Source organism: Streptomyces sodiiphilus, assembly GCF_039529215.1.
GTDB lineage: Bacteria > Actinomycetota > Actinomycetes > Streptomycetales > Streptomycetaceae > Streptomyces > Streptomyces sodiiphilus.
The window spans coordinates 57732-74455 of record NZ_BAAAMJ010000033.1; the positions used below are offsets into that span (position 1 = coordinate 57732).

Annotated in this window: 12 protein-coding genes; 2 read left to right on the forward strand and 10 right to left on the reverse strand. The window is 72.1% G+C overall.

Going from position 1 to position 16724, the window contains the following annotated elements:
* Positions 1–8 precede the first annotated feature (8 nt).
* From ABD299_RS17275 to nrdR, 4 genes are all read right to left on the reverse strand, one after another.
* Entirely contained in the window at positions 9–617 is a 609-nt protein-coding gene (locus tag ABD299_RS17275; RefSeq protein WP_344263389.1) for a YdbC family protein, read from the reverse strand.
* 49 nt (positions 618–666) lie between these two features.
* Positions 667–1497: an SDR family oxidoreductase gene (locus ABD299_RS17280; RefSeq protein ID WP_344263391.1), complete on the reverse strand. Its 831-nt coding sequence runs from the start codon at positions 1495–1497 to the stop codon at positions 667–669.
* A gap of 250 nt (positions 1498–1747) precedes the next feature.
* Entirely contained in the window at positions 1748–4624 is a 2877-nt protein-coding gene (locus ABD299_RS17285) for a vitamin B12-dependent ribonucleotide reductase (protein ID WP_344263393.1), read from the reverse strand.
* Positions 4625–4738: 114 nt separating this feature from the next.
* Positions 4739–5251 (reverse strand): transcriptional regulator NrdR, encoded by a 513-nt coding sequence (nrdR, locus tag ABD299_RS17290; RefSeq protein ID WP_344263395.1) that lies wholly within the window; start codon positions 5249–5251, stop codon positions 4739–4741.
* 416 nt (positions 5252–5667) lie between these two features.
* Here nrdR and lexA point away from each other — a divergent pair, with 416 nt between their 5' ends.
* Positions 5668–6399 carry a transcriptional repressor LexA gene (lexA, locus tag ABD299_RS17295; RefSeq protein ID WP_344263396.1) on the forward strand — a complete coding sequence of 244 codons (732 nt, stop codon included), beginning with the start codon at positions 5668–5670 and terminating at the stop codon, positions 6397–6399.
* Positions 6400–6433: 34 nt separating this feature from the next.
* Here lexA and ABD299_RS17300 read toward each other — a convergent pair whose 3' ends face one another.
* The 4 genes from ABD299_RS17300 to ABD299_RS17315 all read right to left on the reverse strand — a co-directional run bounded on the left by ABD299_RS17300 (position 6434) and on the right by ABD299_RS17315 (position 12938).
* A complete protein-coding gene (locus ABD299_RS17300; protein ID WP_344263398.1) occupies positions 6434–8497 on the reverse strand; it encodes an ATP-dependent DNA helicase in 2064 nt (687 codons plus the stop codon).
* A gap of 61 nt (positions 8498–8558) precedes the next feature.
* Entirely contained in the window at positions 8559–10319 is a 1761-nt protein-coding gene (locus tag ABD299_RS17305) for an IucA/IucC family protein (RefSeq protein WP_344263400.1), read from the reverse strand.
* 40 nt (positions 10320–10359) lie between these two features.
* Positions 10360–10971, reverse strand: coding sequence for a GNAT family N-acetyltransferase (locus tag ABD299_RS17310; protein ID WP_425581357.1), 612 nt, complete (start codon positions 10969–10971; stop codon positions 10360–10362).
* An 11-nt stretch (positions 10972–10982) separates the two neighbouring features.
* Entirely contained in the window at positions 10983–12938 is a 1956-nt protein-coding gene (locus ABD299_RS17315; RefSeq protein WP_344263404.1) for an IucA/IucC family protein, read from the reverse strand.
* Positions 12939–13243: 305 nt separating this feature from the next.
* Between ABD299_RS17315 and ABD299_RS17320 the strand changes: the two genes are divergently transcribed.
* A complete protein-coding gene (locus tag ABD299_RS17320) occupies positions 13244–14443 on the forward strand; it encodes a trypsin-like serine peptidase (protein ID WP_344263406.1) in 1200 nt (399 codons plus the stop codon).
* Positions 14444–14534: 91 nt separating this feature from the next.
* Here the strand turns inward: ABD299_RS17320 and panD are convergent, their stop codons facing one another.
* Positions 14535–14957 carry an aspartate 1-decarboxylase gene (gene panD / locus ABD299_RS17325; protein ID WP_344263408.1) on the reverse strand — a complete coding sequence of 141 codons (423 nt, stop codon included), beginning with the start codon at positions 14955–14957 and terminating at the stop codon, positions 14535–14537.
* A gap of 155 nt (positions 14958–15112) precedes the next feature.
* Positions 15113–16594 (reverse strand): GTPase HflX, encoded by a 1482-nt coding sequence (hflX, locus tag ABD299_RS17330; RefSeq protein WP_344263410.1) that lies wholly within the window; start codon positions 16592–16594, stop codon positions 15113–15115.
* Positions 16595–16724: the final 130 nt, after the last annotated feature.

Here is a 16724-nt window from a genome sequence, read left to right on the forward strand (position 1 = left end):
CCGGATGCTCAGACCGTCCAGGCCGGTTCCATGTCGATGACGTCCCCGGCGATCGAGGCGATGTCGGCGCCGGTCTGCGCCCGCAGGGCCAGCCGCTCCACCCGCTCCGTGCGGTACTTGGCCCGCTCCGCGGCGGAGTCCCACATCGACAGGACCAGGAACTCGTGGTCCGGCTCCGCCTGCGCGAAGACCCCGCGCAGCATCCCCGGCGATCCGGCCATCGCCGGGTTCCAGACCTTCTCCTGCATCAGCGCGAAGTGATCGGCGCGGTCCTGGTGCACCCGGCAGTGCGCCACCCGCAGCAGGTCCGCGTCGGTGAACCGCGGCTCGAACCCCATCTTCACGTCGAAGCGGTACTCGAAGAGCCGCACCTCCATGTCGCGGTACGTCCCGGACTGGGAGGCCGCCAGCCGGTCGTGGGAGCGGGCCATGAAGGAGTCGTAGAGGACCCGGCTCTCCCAGAAGCCGAAAAGGTGCACCACCCCGGGCCGCGAACGGCTCCAGCCTCCGCCCTGCCCCCGGAACCCGGGCTCGCCGAGCAGACCCGCCCACTTCCGCTGCCCGCGCTCGAAGCCGCCTCGGTCGACCACGGTGCACCGCATCCACTTGACCAGCACCGCGCCATCGTACGGCCATTGGAGGCCCGGCGGTGGAGCGGTCGAGTGATCAGGAGCGCGAGGGGTGCTCCGTGCGCCCGCCGGCCGGCTCCACCATCGTCACGACGCCGGGGGGCTCTCCGCGCGCCAGGTGGTCCTCCAGCGTGGCGCGGCCGTCCGCGTGCTCCGCGGTCAGCAGGCCGCCGTCCCGCAGCCTGCCGGAGGTCCTGCCCGGCCACCGCAGCGCCACCACCGGCCGGTGCCGCCCCTGGGCACGCAGCGCCGCCCGGGTGAGCTCGGAGGCGGTGCGGATCTGCGGACCACCCATCTCCTCCACCGCTCCGGTGGGCTCGCCCGCCGCGAGCGCGGCCAGCCGTTCGGCCACCTCCCGCGGTTCGACGGGCTGGAGCGGCACGTCACCTGCCAGGGTCAGGACGACCGGGAGCCAGGGCCTGGACCGTGCCGACCGCGCTATCCGGTCGTGGAAGCGGGTGGTCCGCAGCACCGACCAGGGCAGCCCGGACCCGGTGACGGCCTCCTCGGCGGCCAGCTTGGCCCGGTGGAAGGAGTCGGGCACCCGGTCGGCGCCGACGACCGAGACGTGCACCAGGTGCGGACGGCCCGTCCGCCCGGCCGCGGCGACCAGCGTGCGGGTCAGCCGCGCGTCGGCACGTCCGCCGGTGGTCGCGCAGTGCACGATCGCCGCCGCTCCGTCCACCGCGGCGTCGAGTCCCTCCCCCGACTTCAGGTCGCCGACCGCCCACTCGACCGGCAGCCGGTCGCCTTCGGGGCGGGGACGCCGGCTGAGCACCCGCACGGGGCGCTCGTCCATCAGCAGCCGCCGGACAACGGCGCTGCCGAGCACTCCGGTCCCCCCGGTCACCACTGTCACGTCATTCACCGGACACCTGTTCCTTCCCCACGGGCGGTCCCTGCGTCCCGCACGACGGCGCGGAAAGTTCACGGGTGCCCCCGAAGCGGCCACTGAATCCCCGTGTGTCCCGTTACGTCCCCCGCGGCCCGGCGGGAAGCCCACCGGCCGCCGGACGGCGAAGCGGGTGCCGGCCCATGGCCGGCACCCGCTCTCAGGTGCCGCTCGGCGCCGTCGGCAGCGGGTGCTCACCGCTGCCCGGACGCCCTGTTCTCCGTGCTCAGCTGCAACCGCTGGTGGAGCCGCAGCCCTCGCACAGGTAGCAGCTGCCGGCCCGGCGCATCTTCGTGCCGCAGGAGAAGCACAGCGGCGCGTCGGCGTTCATGCCGAGCTGCATCTCCATGAGCTCCGTCGAGTTGTGCGCCTCCCGGGGGGCCGGGCGCGCCACCGCGGGCTCCGGCTCAGCGGGGGCGGCCGGGGCGGTTCCCTGCCGCGGGGCGGACTGGGACAGTCCCGCGACGTCCACGTCGTCCTCGCCTGGCTCCCAGGAGCCGGTCTCCAGGTGCCGCTGGCGCTCCGCGGCGGTGTGGATGCCGAGCGCCGAGCGAGTCTCGAACGGCAGGAAGTCCAGTGCGAGGCGGCGGAAGATGTAGTCGACGATCGACTGCGCCATCCGTACGTCCTGGTCGTCCGTCATGCCGGCCGGCTCGAAGCGCATGTTGGTGAACTTGGAGACATAGGTCTCCAGCGGCACTCCGTACTGCAGGCCGACGGAGACGGCGATGGAGAAGGCGTCCATCATGCCGGCGAGCGTCGAGCCCTGCTTGGACATCTTCAGGAAGACCTCGCCCAGCCCGTCGTCCGGGTAGGAGTTGGCCGTCATGTAGCCCTCGGCCCCGCCCACCGTGAACGACGTCGTGATGCCCGGGCGGCCCTTGGGGAGCCGCTTGCGCACCGGCCGGTACTCGACGGCCTTTCCCGTCTCGGCCGGCCGCTCCTCCTTCTGCTCCTCCTTCTTCTTGGCCGACAGCGGCTGCCCGACCTTGCTGTTCTCGACGTAGACGGCCAGCGCCTTGGTGCCCAGCTTCCAGCCCTGGAGGTAGATCTCCTCGACGTCCCGCACCGTGCTGGTGCTGGGCATGTTCACCGTCTTGGAGATGGCGCCGCTCAGGAACGGCTGCGCGGCGGCCATCATCCGCACGTGTCCCATGGGGGAGATGGAGCGCTCACCCATCGCGCAGTCGAAGACCTCGTAGTGCTCCCGCTTCAGGCCGGGGGCGTCGATCACGTTGCCGTGCTCGGCGATGTGGGCGACGATCGCCTCGATCTGCTCGGGCTGGTAGCCCAGGCGCGCCAGCGCCCTGGGGACCGTGTTGTTGACGATCTGCATGGAGCCGCCGCCGACGAGCTTCTTGAACTTGACCAGGGCGAGGTCGGGTTCGACGCCGGTGGTGTCGCAGTCCATCATCAGCCCGATGGTGCCGGTGGGCGCGAGCACACTGGCCTGGGCGTTGCGGAAGCCGTTCTTGCCCCCGAGCCGGACCACGTCCTGCCACGCCTCGGTGGCCGCCGCCCAGACCGGGGTGTCGAGATCGTCCATCCGCTTGGCCGCGGCGTTGGCGTCGGCGTGCTGGCCCATCACCCGGTTGTGCGCCTCGGAGTTGCGGGCGTAGCCCTCGTACGGCCCCACGACCGCTGCCAGTTCCGCGGAGCGCCGGTAGGAGACACCGGTCATCAGCGAGGTGATCGCACCGGCCAGTGCCCGCCCGCCGTCGGAGTCGTAGGCGTGGCCGGTGGCCATCAGCAGGGCGCCCAGGTTCGCGTAGCCGATGCCGAGCTGCCGGAAGGCCCGGGTCGTCTCACCGATCTTCTCGGTCGGGAAGTCCGCGAAACAGATGGAGATGTCCATCGCCGTGATGACGAGTTCCACGACCTTGGAGAAGCGCTCGGCGTCGAAGGACTGGTTGCCCCGGCCGTCGTCCTTGAGGAACTTCATCAGGTTGAGGGAGGCGAGGTTGCACGAGGAGTTGTCCAGGTGCATGTACTCGCTGCACGGGTTGGAGGCACTGATCCGCCCCGACTCCGGCGAGGTGTGCCACCGGTTGATGGTGTCGTCGTACTGGATGCCCGGGTCGGCGCAGACGTGCGCGGCCTCGGCCATCTTGCGGAACAGCGTCCGGGCGTCGACCTCCTCGATGACCTCGCCGGTCATCCGGGCCCGCAGCCCGAACTTCGAGCCGGACTCCACGGCCCTCATGAACTCGTCGGTGACACGGACCGAGTTGTTCGCGTTCTGGTACTGCACGGAGGTGATGTCGTCACCGCCGAGGTCCATGTCGAAGCCCGCGTCGCGCAGGGCGCGGATCTTCTCCTCCTCCTTCACCTTGGTCTCGATGAAGGCCTCGACATCGGGGTGGTCCACGTCGAGCACGACCATCTTGGCCGCCCGGCGGGTCGCGCCGCCGGACTTGATGGTGCCGGCGGAGGCGTCGGCCCCACGCATGAAGGAGACCGGCCCCGAGGCATTGCCGCCCGAGGAGAGCAGTTCCTTGGAGGAGCGGATGCGGGAGAGGTTCAGGCCGGCCCCGGAACCGCCCTTGAAGATCATCCCTTCTTCCTTGTACCAGTCGAGGATGGACTCCATGGAGTCGTCGACCGAGAGGATGAAGCAGGCGCTGACCTGCTGGGGCTGGCGGGTACCGACGTTGAACCAGACGGGAGAGTTGAAGGCGAAGATCTGGTGCAGCACGGCATAGGCCAGCTCGTGCTCGAAGATCTCGGCGTCGGCCGGGGAGGCGAAGTAGCCGTGCTCCTCACCAGCGGCACGGTAGGTCTTCACCACCCGGTCGATGAGCTGCTTGAGGCTGTTCTCCCGCTGCGGGGTGCCGACCGCTCCCCGGAAGTACTTGCTGGTCACGATGTTGACCGCGTTGACCGACCAGAACTCGGGGAACTCCACACCGCGCTGCTCGAAGTTGACCGAGCCGTCCCGCCAGTTGGTCATGACGACATCGCGGCGCTCCCAGACCACCTCGTCGTACGGGTGCACGCCGGGGGTGGTGTGCACGCGCTCGACACGCAGTCCCTTGCCCACCTTGTTCCCCTTGCTGCCCTTGGCGCGGGAGCCACGTGCCGGGCCGCTTGCCGTCTCTGTCATTACGCCTCCCTGTTCGGGCGGAAACGCCCTGGTGCACCCCGATCGCTCCGGGGCGCGCTGATGTTCTGACGGCCGGGTCCTGGCGGTGCGTCCGGCCGGGTCTGTCGGTGCCGGTCAGCCGGCGGCGGCCGCCCGGTCGGCGCCGGGGGCCTTCTCCGGCCGGCCGGGCTGCCGGGCTCCGGGGAAACCTTCGCGGAGCTCCGCGATGGCGGCCTCGAAGTCCTCGAGGGAGTCGAACGCCTGGTAGACCGACGCGAAGCGCAGGTAGGCCACCAGGTCGAGCTCCCTCAGCGGGCCGAGTATGGCCAGCCCCACGTCGTGGGTGGACAGCTCGGCACTGCCGGTGGCCCGCACCGCCTCCTCGACGCGCTGGCCGAGCTGGGCCAGCGCGTCCTCGGTTACGGGCCGGCCCTGACAGGCCTTGCGCACCCCGGTGATCACCTTGTCCCGGCTGAACGGCTCGGTCACTCCGCTGCGCTTGATGACCATCAGCGCGGCCGTCTCCAGGGTGGTGAACCTCCGGGAGCAGTGCGGGCACTGACGGCGGCGGCGGATGGTGGCGCCGTCGTCGGCCGTGCGGCTGTCGACGACCCTGCTGTCGGAGTGCCGGCAGAAGGGGCAGTGCATCGCTTCTCACCCTCCATGCAGCCTCTGTGACGCAGAGTGCCGCGTCCGCCCGACGTGACATTTCTCCCCACGGCCTCCCGACTGCCGTCGGCGACCCGTGGGGCGGTCCCCAAGCATAGGCGATACGGAGCGCCCGGACCCACCCGGGACCACAACCTATGGTTGGCCACCGCCCATACAACCACTACATGTAGGGTTCGGTCACACCATCCGCCACCGCGCGTGTCGCTTCACGGAGGCTGCGCCGGCGCCGCAGCGGAGGCTATCGCACAGCGGGTTCCCTCCGAGCCGCCATACACTCACACCCCCGACCCCGTCAGCCGATCGGCGAATTTTCACTCGAACGTGTGTTTGGCGCAACCTTTCGATAGCAACTACCGTTGTCTGGTTAGGGAGTACCACCGAGAGGGGCCGAGATGACCACCGCAGCACAGGACACCATCACCGCACCGGCTCCGGGCAGCCGCGACACGCCGACGCGCGCCATGCCCGGCCGGCCCCCCGGGATCCGGGCCGACAGCTCCGGCCTCACCGACCGGCAGCGTCGCGTGATCGAGGTCATCCGGGACTCCGTGCAGCGGCGCGGATACCCTCCGTCCATGCGGGAGATCGGTCAGGCCGTGGGGCTCTCCAGCACCTCGTCCGTGGCGCACCAGCTGATGGCCCTGGAACGGAAGGGCTTTCTCCGCAGGGACCCGCACCGGCCCCGCGCCTACGAGGTCCGCGGCGTCGAGACACCCGCCCCCCAGGCCGCGGACACCGCGGGGAAGCCGGCCGCGTCGTATGTGCCCCTGGTGGGGCGGATCGCCGCCGGCGGCCCCATTCTCGCCGAGGAGTCCGTGGAGGACGTCTTCCCACTCCCCCGACAGCTCGTCGGGGACGGTGAGCTCTTCGTTCTCAAGGTCGTCGGTGACTCCATGATCGAGGCTGCCATCTGCGACGGCGACTGGGTCACGGTGCGCCGCCAGCCCGTCGCGGAGAACGGCGACATCGTCGCCGCGATGCTGGACGGCGAAGCCACCGTCAAGCGCTTCAAGCGGGACAACGGCCAGGTCTGGCTGCTCCCGCACAACGCCGCCTACCAGCCGATCCCCGGGGACGCCGCCACCATCCTGGGCAAGGTTGTCGCCGTGATGCGGCGGGTGTGACTCCCGCCGCCCCGCTCCTTCTTCTCAGAGCCTCTCACCCCGACGAGGCGGTGACGTCCCGCGCCGCCTCGTCGATCGCCGCGAGCGAGCGCCGCACCTGATTGCGGTCCGTGGTGTACCAGAAGTCCGGCATGGAGGAGCGGAGGAAGCCGCCGTAGCGCGCGGTGGCCAGCCTCGGATCGAGGACGGCCACCACCCCGCGGTCCCCGGTGGCCCGCACCAGACGCCCCGCGCCCTGCGCCATCAGCAGAGCCGCATGCGTCGCCGCGACCGCCATGAAGCCGTTCCCGCCCGCCTCCTCGACCGCCTTCTGGCGGGCGCTCATCAAGGGATCGTCGGGACGGGGAAAGGGAACCCGGTCCATCACGACCAGCTGGCAGTTCGGCCCCGGCACATCGACGCCCTGCCACAGCGAGAGCGTGCCGAACAGACAGGTCCTGGCGTCCTCCGCGAACGTGCGGATGAGTTCGCCCAGCGTCTCCTCGCCCTGCAGCAGGATCGGGACATCCAGGCGCTCCCGCAGCTCCTCCGCCGCGGTACGAGCACCCCGCATCGACGAGAACAGGCCGAGCGTCCGCCCTCCGGCGGCCTCCACCAGCTCCGCGAGCTCGTCGAGCATGTCCGCCCGGCTGCTGTCCCGCCCGGGCGGGGACAGATGACGCGCCACATAGAGGATGCCCTGTTTCCGGTACTCGAAGGGTGACCCGACATCCAGGCCCTTCCACTCCGGGAGATCCTCACCGTGCTGCCCCTCGGGCCCCAGGCCCAGCGACGCCGCGACACCGTTGAAGTCTCCGCCCAGCCGCAGCGTGGCCGAGGTGAGCACCACCGACCGCTCGGTGAAGAGCTTCTCCCTCAGCAGCCCCGCGACGGACAGCGGGGCCACCCGCAGCGAGGCGCCGTACCGGTCGTGGCGCTCACACCACACAACGTCGTACTCCGAGGCCTCCACCAGCCGCTCGGCCACCTTGTGGACCGACTCGATGGAAGCCATCGCCTGCTTGCGGACCGCGTCCTCGTCCTGCACCGAGCGGTCGCGGGTGTCCCCCAGCGCCGTGATCACCGTGCGGGCGGCGTCCCGCAGCGCGGCCACGGCGTATCCCAGCTCCTCCGGGAGCTCCTCCAGCCGGCCGGGCAGCGCGAGCTCCATCACGCGGTCGAACGACTCCGCCGCCGTGCGGAGCGCGTCCGCGACCTGTTCGTCGACGAGCTTGGCCGCCCTGCGCACCGCGCGGTCCACACCGCCCGGGGTCAGCTCCCCCGTGGCGGCGCCGGTGACCCGGGAGACCAGCTCGTGCGCCTCGTCGACGATGAGCACCTCGTGCGGCGGCAGCACGGGGGCGCCCTCGATCGCGTCGATCGCCAGCAGCGCGTGATTGGTCACGATGACCTCCGCCAGCTTGGCCCGCTCACGCGCCGCCTCGGCGAAGCACTCCGCCCCGTAGGCGCAGTTGGACGCGCCCAGGCACTCCCGCGAGGAGACCGAGACCTGGGCCCAGGCCCGGTCGGACACGCCGGGAGTCAGCGCGTCCCGGTCGCCGGTCTCCGTCTCGTCCGCCCAGTCGCGCAGCCGCAGGAGGTCCCGGCCCAGCCGGCTGGACGGCCCGCCGGCGGCCTCGGCCGCCTCGAAGGGGTCGAACAGCCCCTCCTCCTCGTCCTGCGGCACACCCTCGTGCAGGCGGTGCAGACACAGGTAGTTGGAGCGGCCCTTGAGCGTGGCGAACTCGGGACGGCAGCCCAGCAGCGGTGAGAGCGCCTCCACCGTGCGGGGCAGATCCCGCTCGACCAGCTGCCGCTGGAGGGCGAGCGTCGCGGTGGCGACCACCACCCGTCCGCCGCCCCCTTCCGGCCCGCCGTCCGGCAGCGGAGAACCGCCGGCCGGCGGGGCGGAGGTGCCCCGGGCCAGCGCCGGCACCAGATAACCCAGCGACTTGCCGGTGCCGGTGCCGGCCTGGACGAGCAGGGCTGTCCCCTCCTCCACGGCCTCGGCAACGGCCTGAGCCATGGCGACCTGCCCCGGCCGCTCGGTGCCGCCCACGGCCTCGACGGCGGCGTGCAGGAGATCGGAGAGAGCGGGTTCACCGGATGTCGCAGTCATAGGGCTGCCACCCTACGTGGCCGCACCGACATCGGGGGCCGGGCGTCCGGCGGACGCCGGCTCACGGCAGGCTCAGCGGGTTGGGAACGGTGCCGTGCACGGCGGCGTGCGGACGGGTGGCCCGGTCGCGGTACCCGTCAAGATGGAGACGGTTGCGGTTCAGGCAGATACGGGCCAGCCGCGGTGTGAGCAGGTCGAAGACCCGGTACCGCGTCCGCTGCCCGGGAAACCGCCGCTGGTATCCGAGGATCTCCTCCCGGACCAGCGCCCAGAAGTCCCCCTCCGGGACCCCCAGGTGCTCGCGGCACAGCGGAGCGAGATAGCGGAAGACCCCGATGAACAGCCCGCCGTGCAGGAACTGCGTGAGGAAGCCCGGAGGCTCGGTGAGCAGGACCTCGCGCACCTCGTCCGGCATGCCTTCGTGCTCGGGCAGCGGCTCGGCGCTGAGATTCACGTCGTCGACGAAGTCCTTCACCGCCAGCCTCACCGGGATCTCGCGCTCGTCGAAGACGACCACGGCGTTCTCCCCGTGCGGGGAGAAGACGGTGCCGTAGCGGTAGAGGAAGTGCAGCAGCGGCGGCAGCAGCGCCGCCATCAGCCGCCGCAGCCAGTCGGCCGGTGCCAGCCCGGAGCGGTGGACGAGCTCGGCGGTGAGGGTCCGGCCCTCGGCATCGGACCAGAGCAGCGCGGCCAGCGTCCGGGCCCTCTCGCCGGGGTCGAGCAGCGGCGCCAGAGGTTCGCGCCAGATGCAGCCGAGCAGTTCCCGGTACTGGTACGGCACGCCCGGCAGCCCGTCGTACAGCGGGTGACGGACGGTGACGGAAGCGGTCTCGCCCAGCAGGACGACGCGGGTCTCGTCCCTCAGGTAGGGGTCCGTGTCCCGCAGGGAGTGGATCCAGCCGGTGACAGCGGGGGCGGCCAGGGTGCGTTCGGTGGGAAGCCCTCGCCAGACGAGGGTGTTCAGCACGGACAGCGGGAGCTTCACGCTGCGCGCGTGCGGACGGCTGGCGTTCAGGAAGGTCCGCACGGACTGTTGGGGCAGCCGCAGGTCGCCGTCCGTGGGCAGGGGTATCAGGCCGCGGTCGGCGATCTGCGGGGCGAAGAGCGGCGCCACCGTCTCGTCCCACTGCCAGGGATGTACCGGCAGGAAGAGATAGTCGTGCGGATCACGGCCGTGCGCGGCCACGGTCCGGTCGAAGACGTCCCGGACGGGCGCGGGGAGTTCCTCCGCGTACAGCCGCTCGGAATCCGCCAGCCGGGAGATCCCCCGGTAGGCGGCGAGTTCCCAGTGTGCGGCGAGCCAGGGCAGGGTTCGCGGCGCCCGGGCCTCGGGAGCCCAGCGGGCGGTGTCGGAGGCGGAGAACCCCAGCCGCCCCTTGTTCGCCACCAGCCAGGGATGCCCCTCCATGTGGCCTTCGAGTTCGGCGTAGCCCAGGTCGGCGAGGTCCGCCGCCGGCGGGGCGCCCGCGGCCAGGGTGACATCCGCGGACAGGGTGGCCGTCAGCTCGCGGAGGAGATGGCCGGTGGTGTCACCGGACAGCCGCAGCAGGCTGTCGTGCGCCCTGGCCAGGAACTCCAGCGGATCAGCGGAAGGGGTAAGGGAGCCGGGGTCGATGCTCCAGTGCCCGTAAGCTCCGCGCCGGGCCCGGAAGCGGTAGATCAGGCCTGGGTCCACGGGCAGCCGGTAGACGTCCCCGCCGGGGGTCTCCCGGCGGGGTGTGAGGATCCCTTCGTAGGCGAACTCCGCGATCGTCTTGGCGAGCAGCCGACGGGCGGCCCGCCGCCAGAGCTCCGCGGTGGTGTTCCGGGGCCGGTGGTCCACAGGGAGGCCTTTCGCGAGGGGACGGGGGGCGCGGTGGGCTTCACCGCTCACGGATCATCAGCACGGCACGTTTGTCCGGAAGGCGCAGTTCCTCCGCGGCGCGGAACCCGGCCTTGCGGAAGACGGCGAGCGAGGGCGCGTTGGCCGCGTCGGGCTCGGCGACCAGCCGACGGCAGTCCGGGGCGTGGCGCAGGACCAGTCGGCAGACACCGCGCAGCAGGGCGGTGCCCAGCCCCCGGCCGCGATCGGTGTCCTCCCCGACGAGGAGGTGCAGGCCCAGGTCACCGGGGCGGCAGGAGTAGTGCCGGGCCAGTGGGTCCCGCTCCGCCCGGTAGATCTCCCAGTAGCTCACCGGGCGCCCGTCCAGGACGCCCAGGCACGGCAGGCTGTGGCTGCCGGGTTCCAGTTGGGGACGCAGGTGGGCGGCGGTCCGGTCCACCGGTCCCCCCAGCTTCCAGAAGGCGTCGACAGCCGGGGAGTTCATCCACCCGGTAAGGAGGGGCAGGTCGCGTTCCAGCCGGACCGGGACCAGGCGCAGGTCCCCGGCTTCGGTGCGCTCGGGGCCGCCGGGTCCGATGGGCCACCGGCCGGAAGTTTCCGTGCTCCCCTCCCTGCCGGGGCCGCCGGTCCGGGCGGCGGGTTCCGGTGTCACACGCGCTCCTCTCAGGAGGTGACCAGTGGATTGGCGATCGTGACGTAGACGGACTGGCCGTCGACCGGGCCCACGAGTTCGTCGAGTCCGCACACTCTGGTGAGGAGGTTCGCCTTGCACCGCAGTGTCGGCGATCCCAGCAGGAGACCGGGCAGCGAGGAGCTGTTGCGGCCGTCCGCGGGGCGCGCCTCGTCGGTGAGGAACCGGCGGAGGGCCGCCAGCAGCAGTTCCTCGTCGGCGAGGTGCTGGGAGCCGAAGGCTCCGATCAGGCCGAGCACATTGTTGATACCCAGGTAGTAGACGAGCCGTTCGTCGGCGACGGCGTCCTCGACGAACGTGCCGGAGTCCCGGCCCAGCCCCGGCAGCCGGGCCAGCAGGGCGTCACGGTGCGCCTCCCGGAAGTAGAAGCCCTGGTTGTCCCGGTACCAGCCGCCCGCCGGCCACCCCTCGGCGTCCAGCCGGACCAGGGTGTTCTGCTGATGTGCTTCCAGGGCGATGCCGGCGACCCCGTCGAGCCGGAGCACCGGGCGCACCACGGTCCTCAGGTAGCGCAGGAACCACTCGGCGGCCACGGCCGGAACCGGCCGGCCCGTCCGGCCGGCAAGATCCCCGATCACATGGGCGAGCCGGGACCGCAGCGCGCCGGACGGGTCGCCGGGCCAGGGCCGCGGGGAGGTCAGCGAGGCGACACAGCACACGTCGTCACGCGGCCCGAACGGGTTGTGCCGCACCAGTGTGTCGAGACCGGGAACGGGCTCGCCCTCGGTGTCGTCGACCCCCAGCCAGGCGGCATCGCGCACGATGTCGAAAGGGGGTCCGTCCGAGAACGCCTCCCGCCACCGCCGGCCCAGGCCTGCCCGCAGCAGCCGGTGGACCTCCACGCCCCGGTGCATCTCCTTGCGGAGGTTCTCCCGCCGGGAGTTGGTGATGCTCAGGCCCAGGGAGAGCTTGAGCATGGCCGGGGCGCCGGGCCGCAGGACCGTGCGCACGGAGGAGGTGGGATGCCACGGGGGTCCGTGCTCCCCCAGATCGTGCAGCAGACCCGCGGCGAGCAGCCGGGCGACCGAGGGCCGGTGCACGGCCTCCCGAGCCTGCCAGGGATGCAGGGGCAGCGGGACCGCACCGCGGGGGACCGCGATCCCTTCCCCGGCCAGCCGGGCCGCAAGACGCCCGGCCGGCACGACACGGCCCTGTTCGGTCCACGCCGAGTCGGCGGCCAGCACCGAGCGGTCCACCGCGAACCAGTGCAGCGGGAATCCGCCCCGCAGTTCGGGAGAGTACCGGCGGGCCTCGTGCCCGGTCACGCCCTCCCGGCTCTTGGGGGCCGGATGCAGCGGGTGCCCGAGGACCAGATCCTGCTCGGCGCCGAGGAACAGGTCCGCGCCGGGCACGGGGGCGGGGGCGGCCCGGCGCGCGGCGAGGAAGCCGGCGGTGCGCCGCACGGAGTCGGCGACGCGGCCGACCAGATCGGTGACGGCCCCGGGCCCGGCACCGTGAGCGGACTCGCGGGCGAACAGCACGGCGAGCGTCACCGCGTCCGCCTGCGGGGATTCCGGCCCGCCGGGGTCCAGCCGGGGTGTGCCGAAAAGGTGCCCGCCGGTGGCCGACCAGTAGCGCACGGGGACGCTCAGCGCCATGCCCGAGGAGGGCAGCGGGATGCGCAGGGCCGGGCCGTCCGGGCGGCCGACCCCCCTCTCTCGCACCCAGCAGCGCAGCAGGTTCCCGGCGGCCGCCGCGTCGGCCGCGGCCGCGGGGTCCGGGTCCTGCAGCGGATCACCGCCGGGCGCGGGCGGTCCGGTACGGCGCCCGTGCCCGGCGGCGGCCAGTGCGGTCGCTTCCCCGCCCTGGACCTGCCGGGGAACCGCCGGGTCCCGGGCAGGCGTCGCGACGAGGGAAGGAGCCGGGCCGGCGGGAGGCTCGCAGCGGCCTCCGGCCTCCGGACGGTCCGTCGGGTGGCGTGGGTTCATCCGTCGTACGGCGCTCGGCGGTGCGGCCCGGAGCCTGGTCACGGCACGGGCCCGTCCCGGCGGCGCCTCCCTCCTTCGTCGCCTGGGTGTCCCGGGTGGCGGCCGCGGACAGCGGCGGTCCCCCTCATCGGTAACGACGCCGGCGGCCCGGGATCACGGGTGTGGCGCGAAATACCTCTCGCCCGGCCGGGAACCGGGGGCCCGCTGACACCGTCCCCATGAACACCGGCATAGTGAGGGGTGCTCTCGCCCGGACGAGGGCATGTCACCTCGGCGCACCACGAACGATCAGGGGGAGCTCACCGATGTCTTCGATCAGCAGGCGGCCACGGCGCCGCCGAGCCGCGCTCGCGGCCACGGCCGTCGCCGCCGTCCTCGCGCTCACCGCGACCGCCTGCAGCGGCGACGACTCCGACTCCGGTACGGACAGCAAGGGTCCCGGCGGCAGCGAGCTCGACGGGCTGCTGGACAACCTGCCCTTCGAGGTGGATGTCGAGGCCTGGAAGAACGGCGGCTGGCAGGACTGGGACACCGACACCTGGGCCCGCGAGATCGGCCAGTTCGTCAACCCGATCATCGAAGGCCTGTGGGACACCGACCGGATGGGGGAGGCGGAGGAGCCCGGCCAGTCCATCGACGAGGACTCCATCGAGGAGGACGCGGACGCCCCTGGGTACGCGGACCCGGCAGACGACCGCGGCATCACCGACACGGAGCCGGTGCCCGTGGAGGCCGAGGCCGTCCCCACCCCCTACACCGACAACGCCGCCCCGGTCGGCAAGGTGTTCTTCGACACCCCCGAGGGCCACATGGTCTGCTCGGGCACGGTCGTGAAAGACCCGAAGGCGCCGGGTGCCTCCAACCTGGTGGCCACGGCCGGACACTGTGTCCACGGCGGGGCGGACGGCGGCTGGTACCGGAACATCATGTTCGTCCCGGCCTACAACAACGAGGGGCTCACGCCCGCGGAGCTGGAGACGGCGCCGCTGGAGAAGCACGCCCCCTACGGGCTGTACTGGGCCACCTACGTCTCCACCACGGACTACTGGATCGACAACGGCAGTGATGTCGGCGGCCACGGCGCCCACGGCGACTTCGCCGTGATGGCCGTCGAGCCGGAGGAGGGCGGCGCGTCCCTGGAGGAGACCGTCGGCAACGCGGTGGACATCAGTTTCGACGCGCCGGCGGTGGCGGATCTGGGATCGACAACGCTCTACGGCTTCCCGGCCGCTGCCCCTTACGACGGTGCCCTGATGTACCGCTGCACCGACGTCCCCGGCCGTCTCTCGCTGGACGCGGCCATGCCCGTGATGTACCGCGCCGGCTGCACCATGACCGGTGGCTCCTCCGGTGGCCCCTGGCTGCGGACGGCGGACGGCGGCAGCGTGGAACTGATCTCGGTCAACTCCATCGGCCCGCTGGAGAGCACCTGGCTGGCAGGCCCGCGACTGGACATGGAGGCCAAGGCCGTGCACGACTACGTCAGCGCGGAAGTGGCCCAGTAGCCGCACCGAACGCAGCGGCCGGGGCCGGTACACCACCGTGGTGTACCGGCCCCGGCCGTTGTGACGAAGGAGGACGCCGGTCCGCCCGGCCTCAGGCCCGGGCGGCGGCCATCGGACTGCGCCGGGTGTCGCTGCCGGGCACCGGCTCGGAGGGGTCCGCACCCAGCTGCACGATGCGGTTGCGGGCGTCCACGTGCACCACGGCGGGGCGCAGGCTGCGGGCCTCGGCGTCGTCCACCTGGGCGTAGCTGATCAAGATGACCAGGTCCCCCGGGTTGATCAGATGGGCGGCGGCGCCGTTGATCCCGATCACCCCGGAACCGCGCTCCCCCTCGATGACGTAGGTCTCCAGCCGGTTCCCGTTGTCGATGTCGACGATGTGCACCAGCTCGCCGGGCAACAGATCCGCGGCTTCCATCAGCTCGGCGTCAACGGTGACGGACCCGACGTAGTGCAGGTCGGCCTCGGTCACCGTGGCCCGGTGGATCTTGGACTTGAACATGGTGCGCAGCACGGTATCTGACTCCTCGCTCCGAAATGGTCGCGTTCCCGCCACGGGATACGCGCCGCCGCAGCAATGCTAAGGCCATCCGTCACCGGCCGGGCTATGCGCTGAGCCACATCCCGCCCCGGGCCCCGCCGGAAGAGCGGGGCCCGGGGAACGGGAGGTCAGCGACGCGCGGGAGTGAAGGGCGCCAGGAGGGCGGCGAGTTCGTGGTGGACCTGGGCCCGCAGCCGGGTGCCCTCCGGGGTGTGCTCCTCCTGGAGCACCTCCCCCTCCGCGTGCACCCGGGAGACCAGGGCCCCCTCGGTGTACGGCACCAGCGCCTCCAGCTCCACCGCCGGGCGGGGAAGCTCGCTGTCGATCCACGCCAGCAGCTGCTCCAGGCCCTGGCCCGTCCGGGCCGAGACGGTGATGGCCCGCTTCTCGGCCCGCAGCAGCCGCTGCAGGGTCAGTTCGTCGGCCGCGTCGGCCTTGTTCACCACCACGATCTCGGGCACGTCCTGAGCGCCCACGTCGCGGATCACCTCGCGCACCGCCGCCAGCTGCTCCTGGGGAGCCGGGTGGGCGCCGTCCACCACGTGCAGGATGAGGTCGGCGTCGGCGACCTCCTCCATCGTGGAGCGGAACGCCTCCACCAGGTGATGCGGCAGGTGGCGCACGAATCCCACCGTGTCGGCCAGGGTGTAGACGCGCCCGCTGGGCGTCTGGGCCTTCCGGACGGTGGGGTCCAGCGTGGCGAACAGGGCGTTCTCCACCAGCACGCCGGCACCGGTGAGCTGGTTCAACAGGGACGACTTGCCCGCGTTGGTGTAGCCGGCGATGGCCACCGAGGGCACCTTGTAGCGCTTGCGGTCCTGGCGCTGGACATCCCTGCTGGTCTTCATCTCCGCGATCTCACGGCGCATCTTCGCCATCTTCTCGCGGATCCGCCGCCGGTCGGTCTCGATCTTGGTCTCACCCGGACCACGGGTGGCCATGCCACCGCCCGAGGAGCCCGAGCCGCCGCCGCCCATCTGCCGGGACAGCGACTGGCCCCATCCGCGCAGTCGCGGCAGCATGTACTGCATCTGGGCGAGGGCGACCTGCGCCTTGCCCTCCCGCGACTTGGCGTGCTGGGCGAAGATGTCGAGGATCAGGGCCGTCCGGTCGACCACCTTGACCTTGACGACATCCTCGAGGTGGATCAGCTGGCCGGGGCTGAGCTCGCCGTCGCACACCACGGTGTCGGCGGCGGTCTCCAGCACGATGTCGCGCAGCTCCAGGGCCTTGCCGGAGCCGATGTAGGTGGCGGGGTCGGGCTTGTCGCGGCGCTGGATGACGCCGTCGAGCACCAGCGCGCCGGCGGTCTCCGCCAGCGCGGCCAGCTCGGCCAGTGAGTTCTCGGCCTCGGCGGCGGTGCCGGAGGTCCAGACACCGACCAGCACGACGCGCTCCAGGCGAAGCTGCCGGTACTCGACCTCGGAGACGTCCTCGAGCTCGGTGGACAGCCCGGCGACGCGGCGCAGCGCGGCGCGCTCCTCGCGGTCGAACTGATCGCCGTCCCGCTCGTCGGCCCCGTCGAAGGCGACGTCCTCATCCATCAGGGCGTCGGCCCGGGGGGCGGCGTCGCGGCGCTGCTGGTCCTGAGGAAGGGAAGATGAGGTCATTGCGTCCTTACGTCGGGAGCTGTCCACGCGGCTCGCGGGAGCATTCCTGCGGTCCAACGCGCGAGCGCCTCGTGGTATTCCCGGCCAGGGGCCCGGGAACCGCCGGTGGCGGCCCTTTCATGGTGGCACG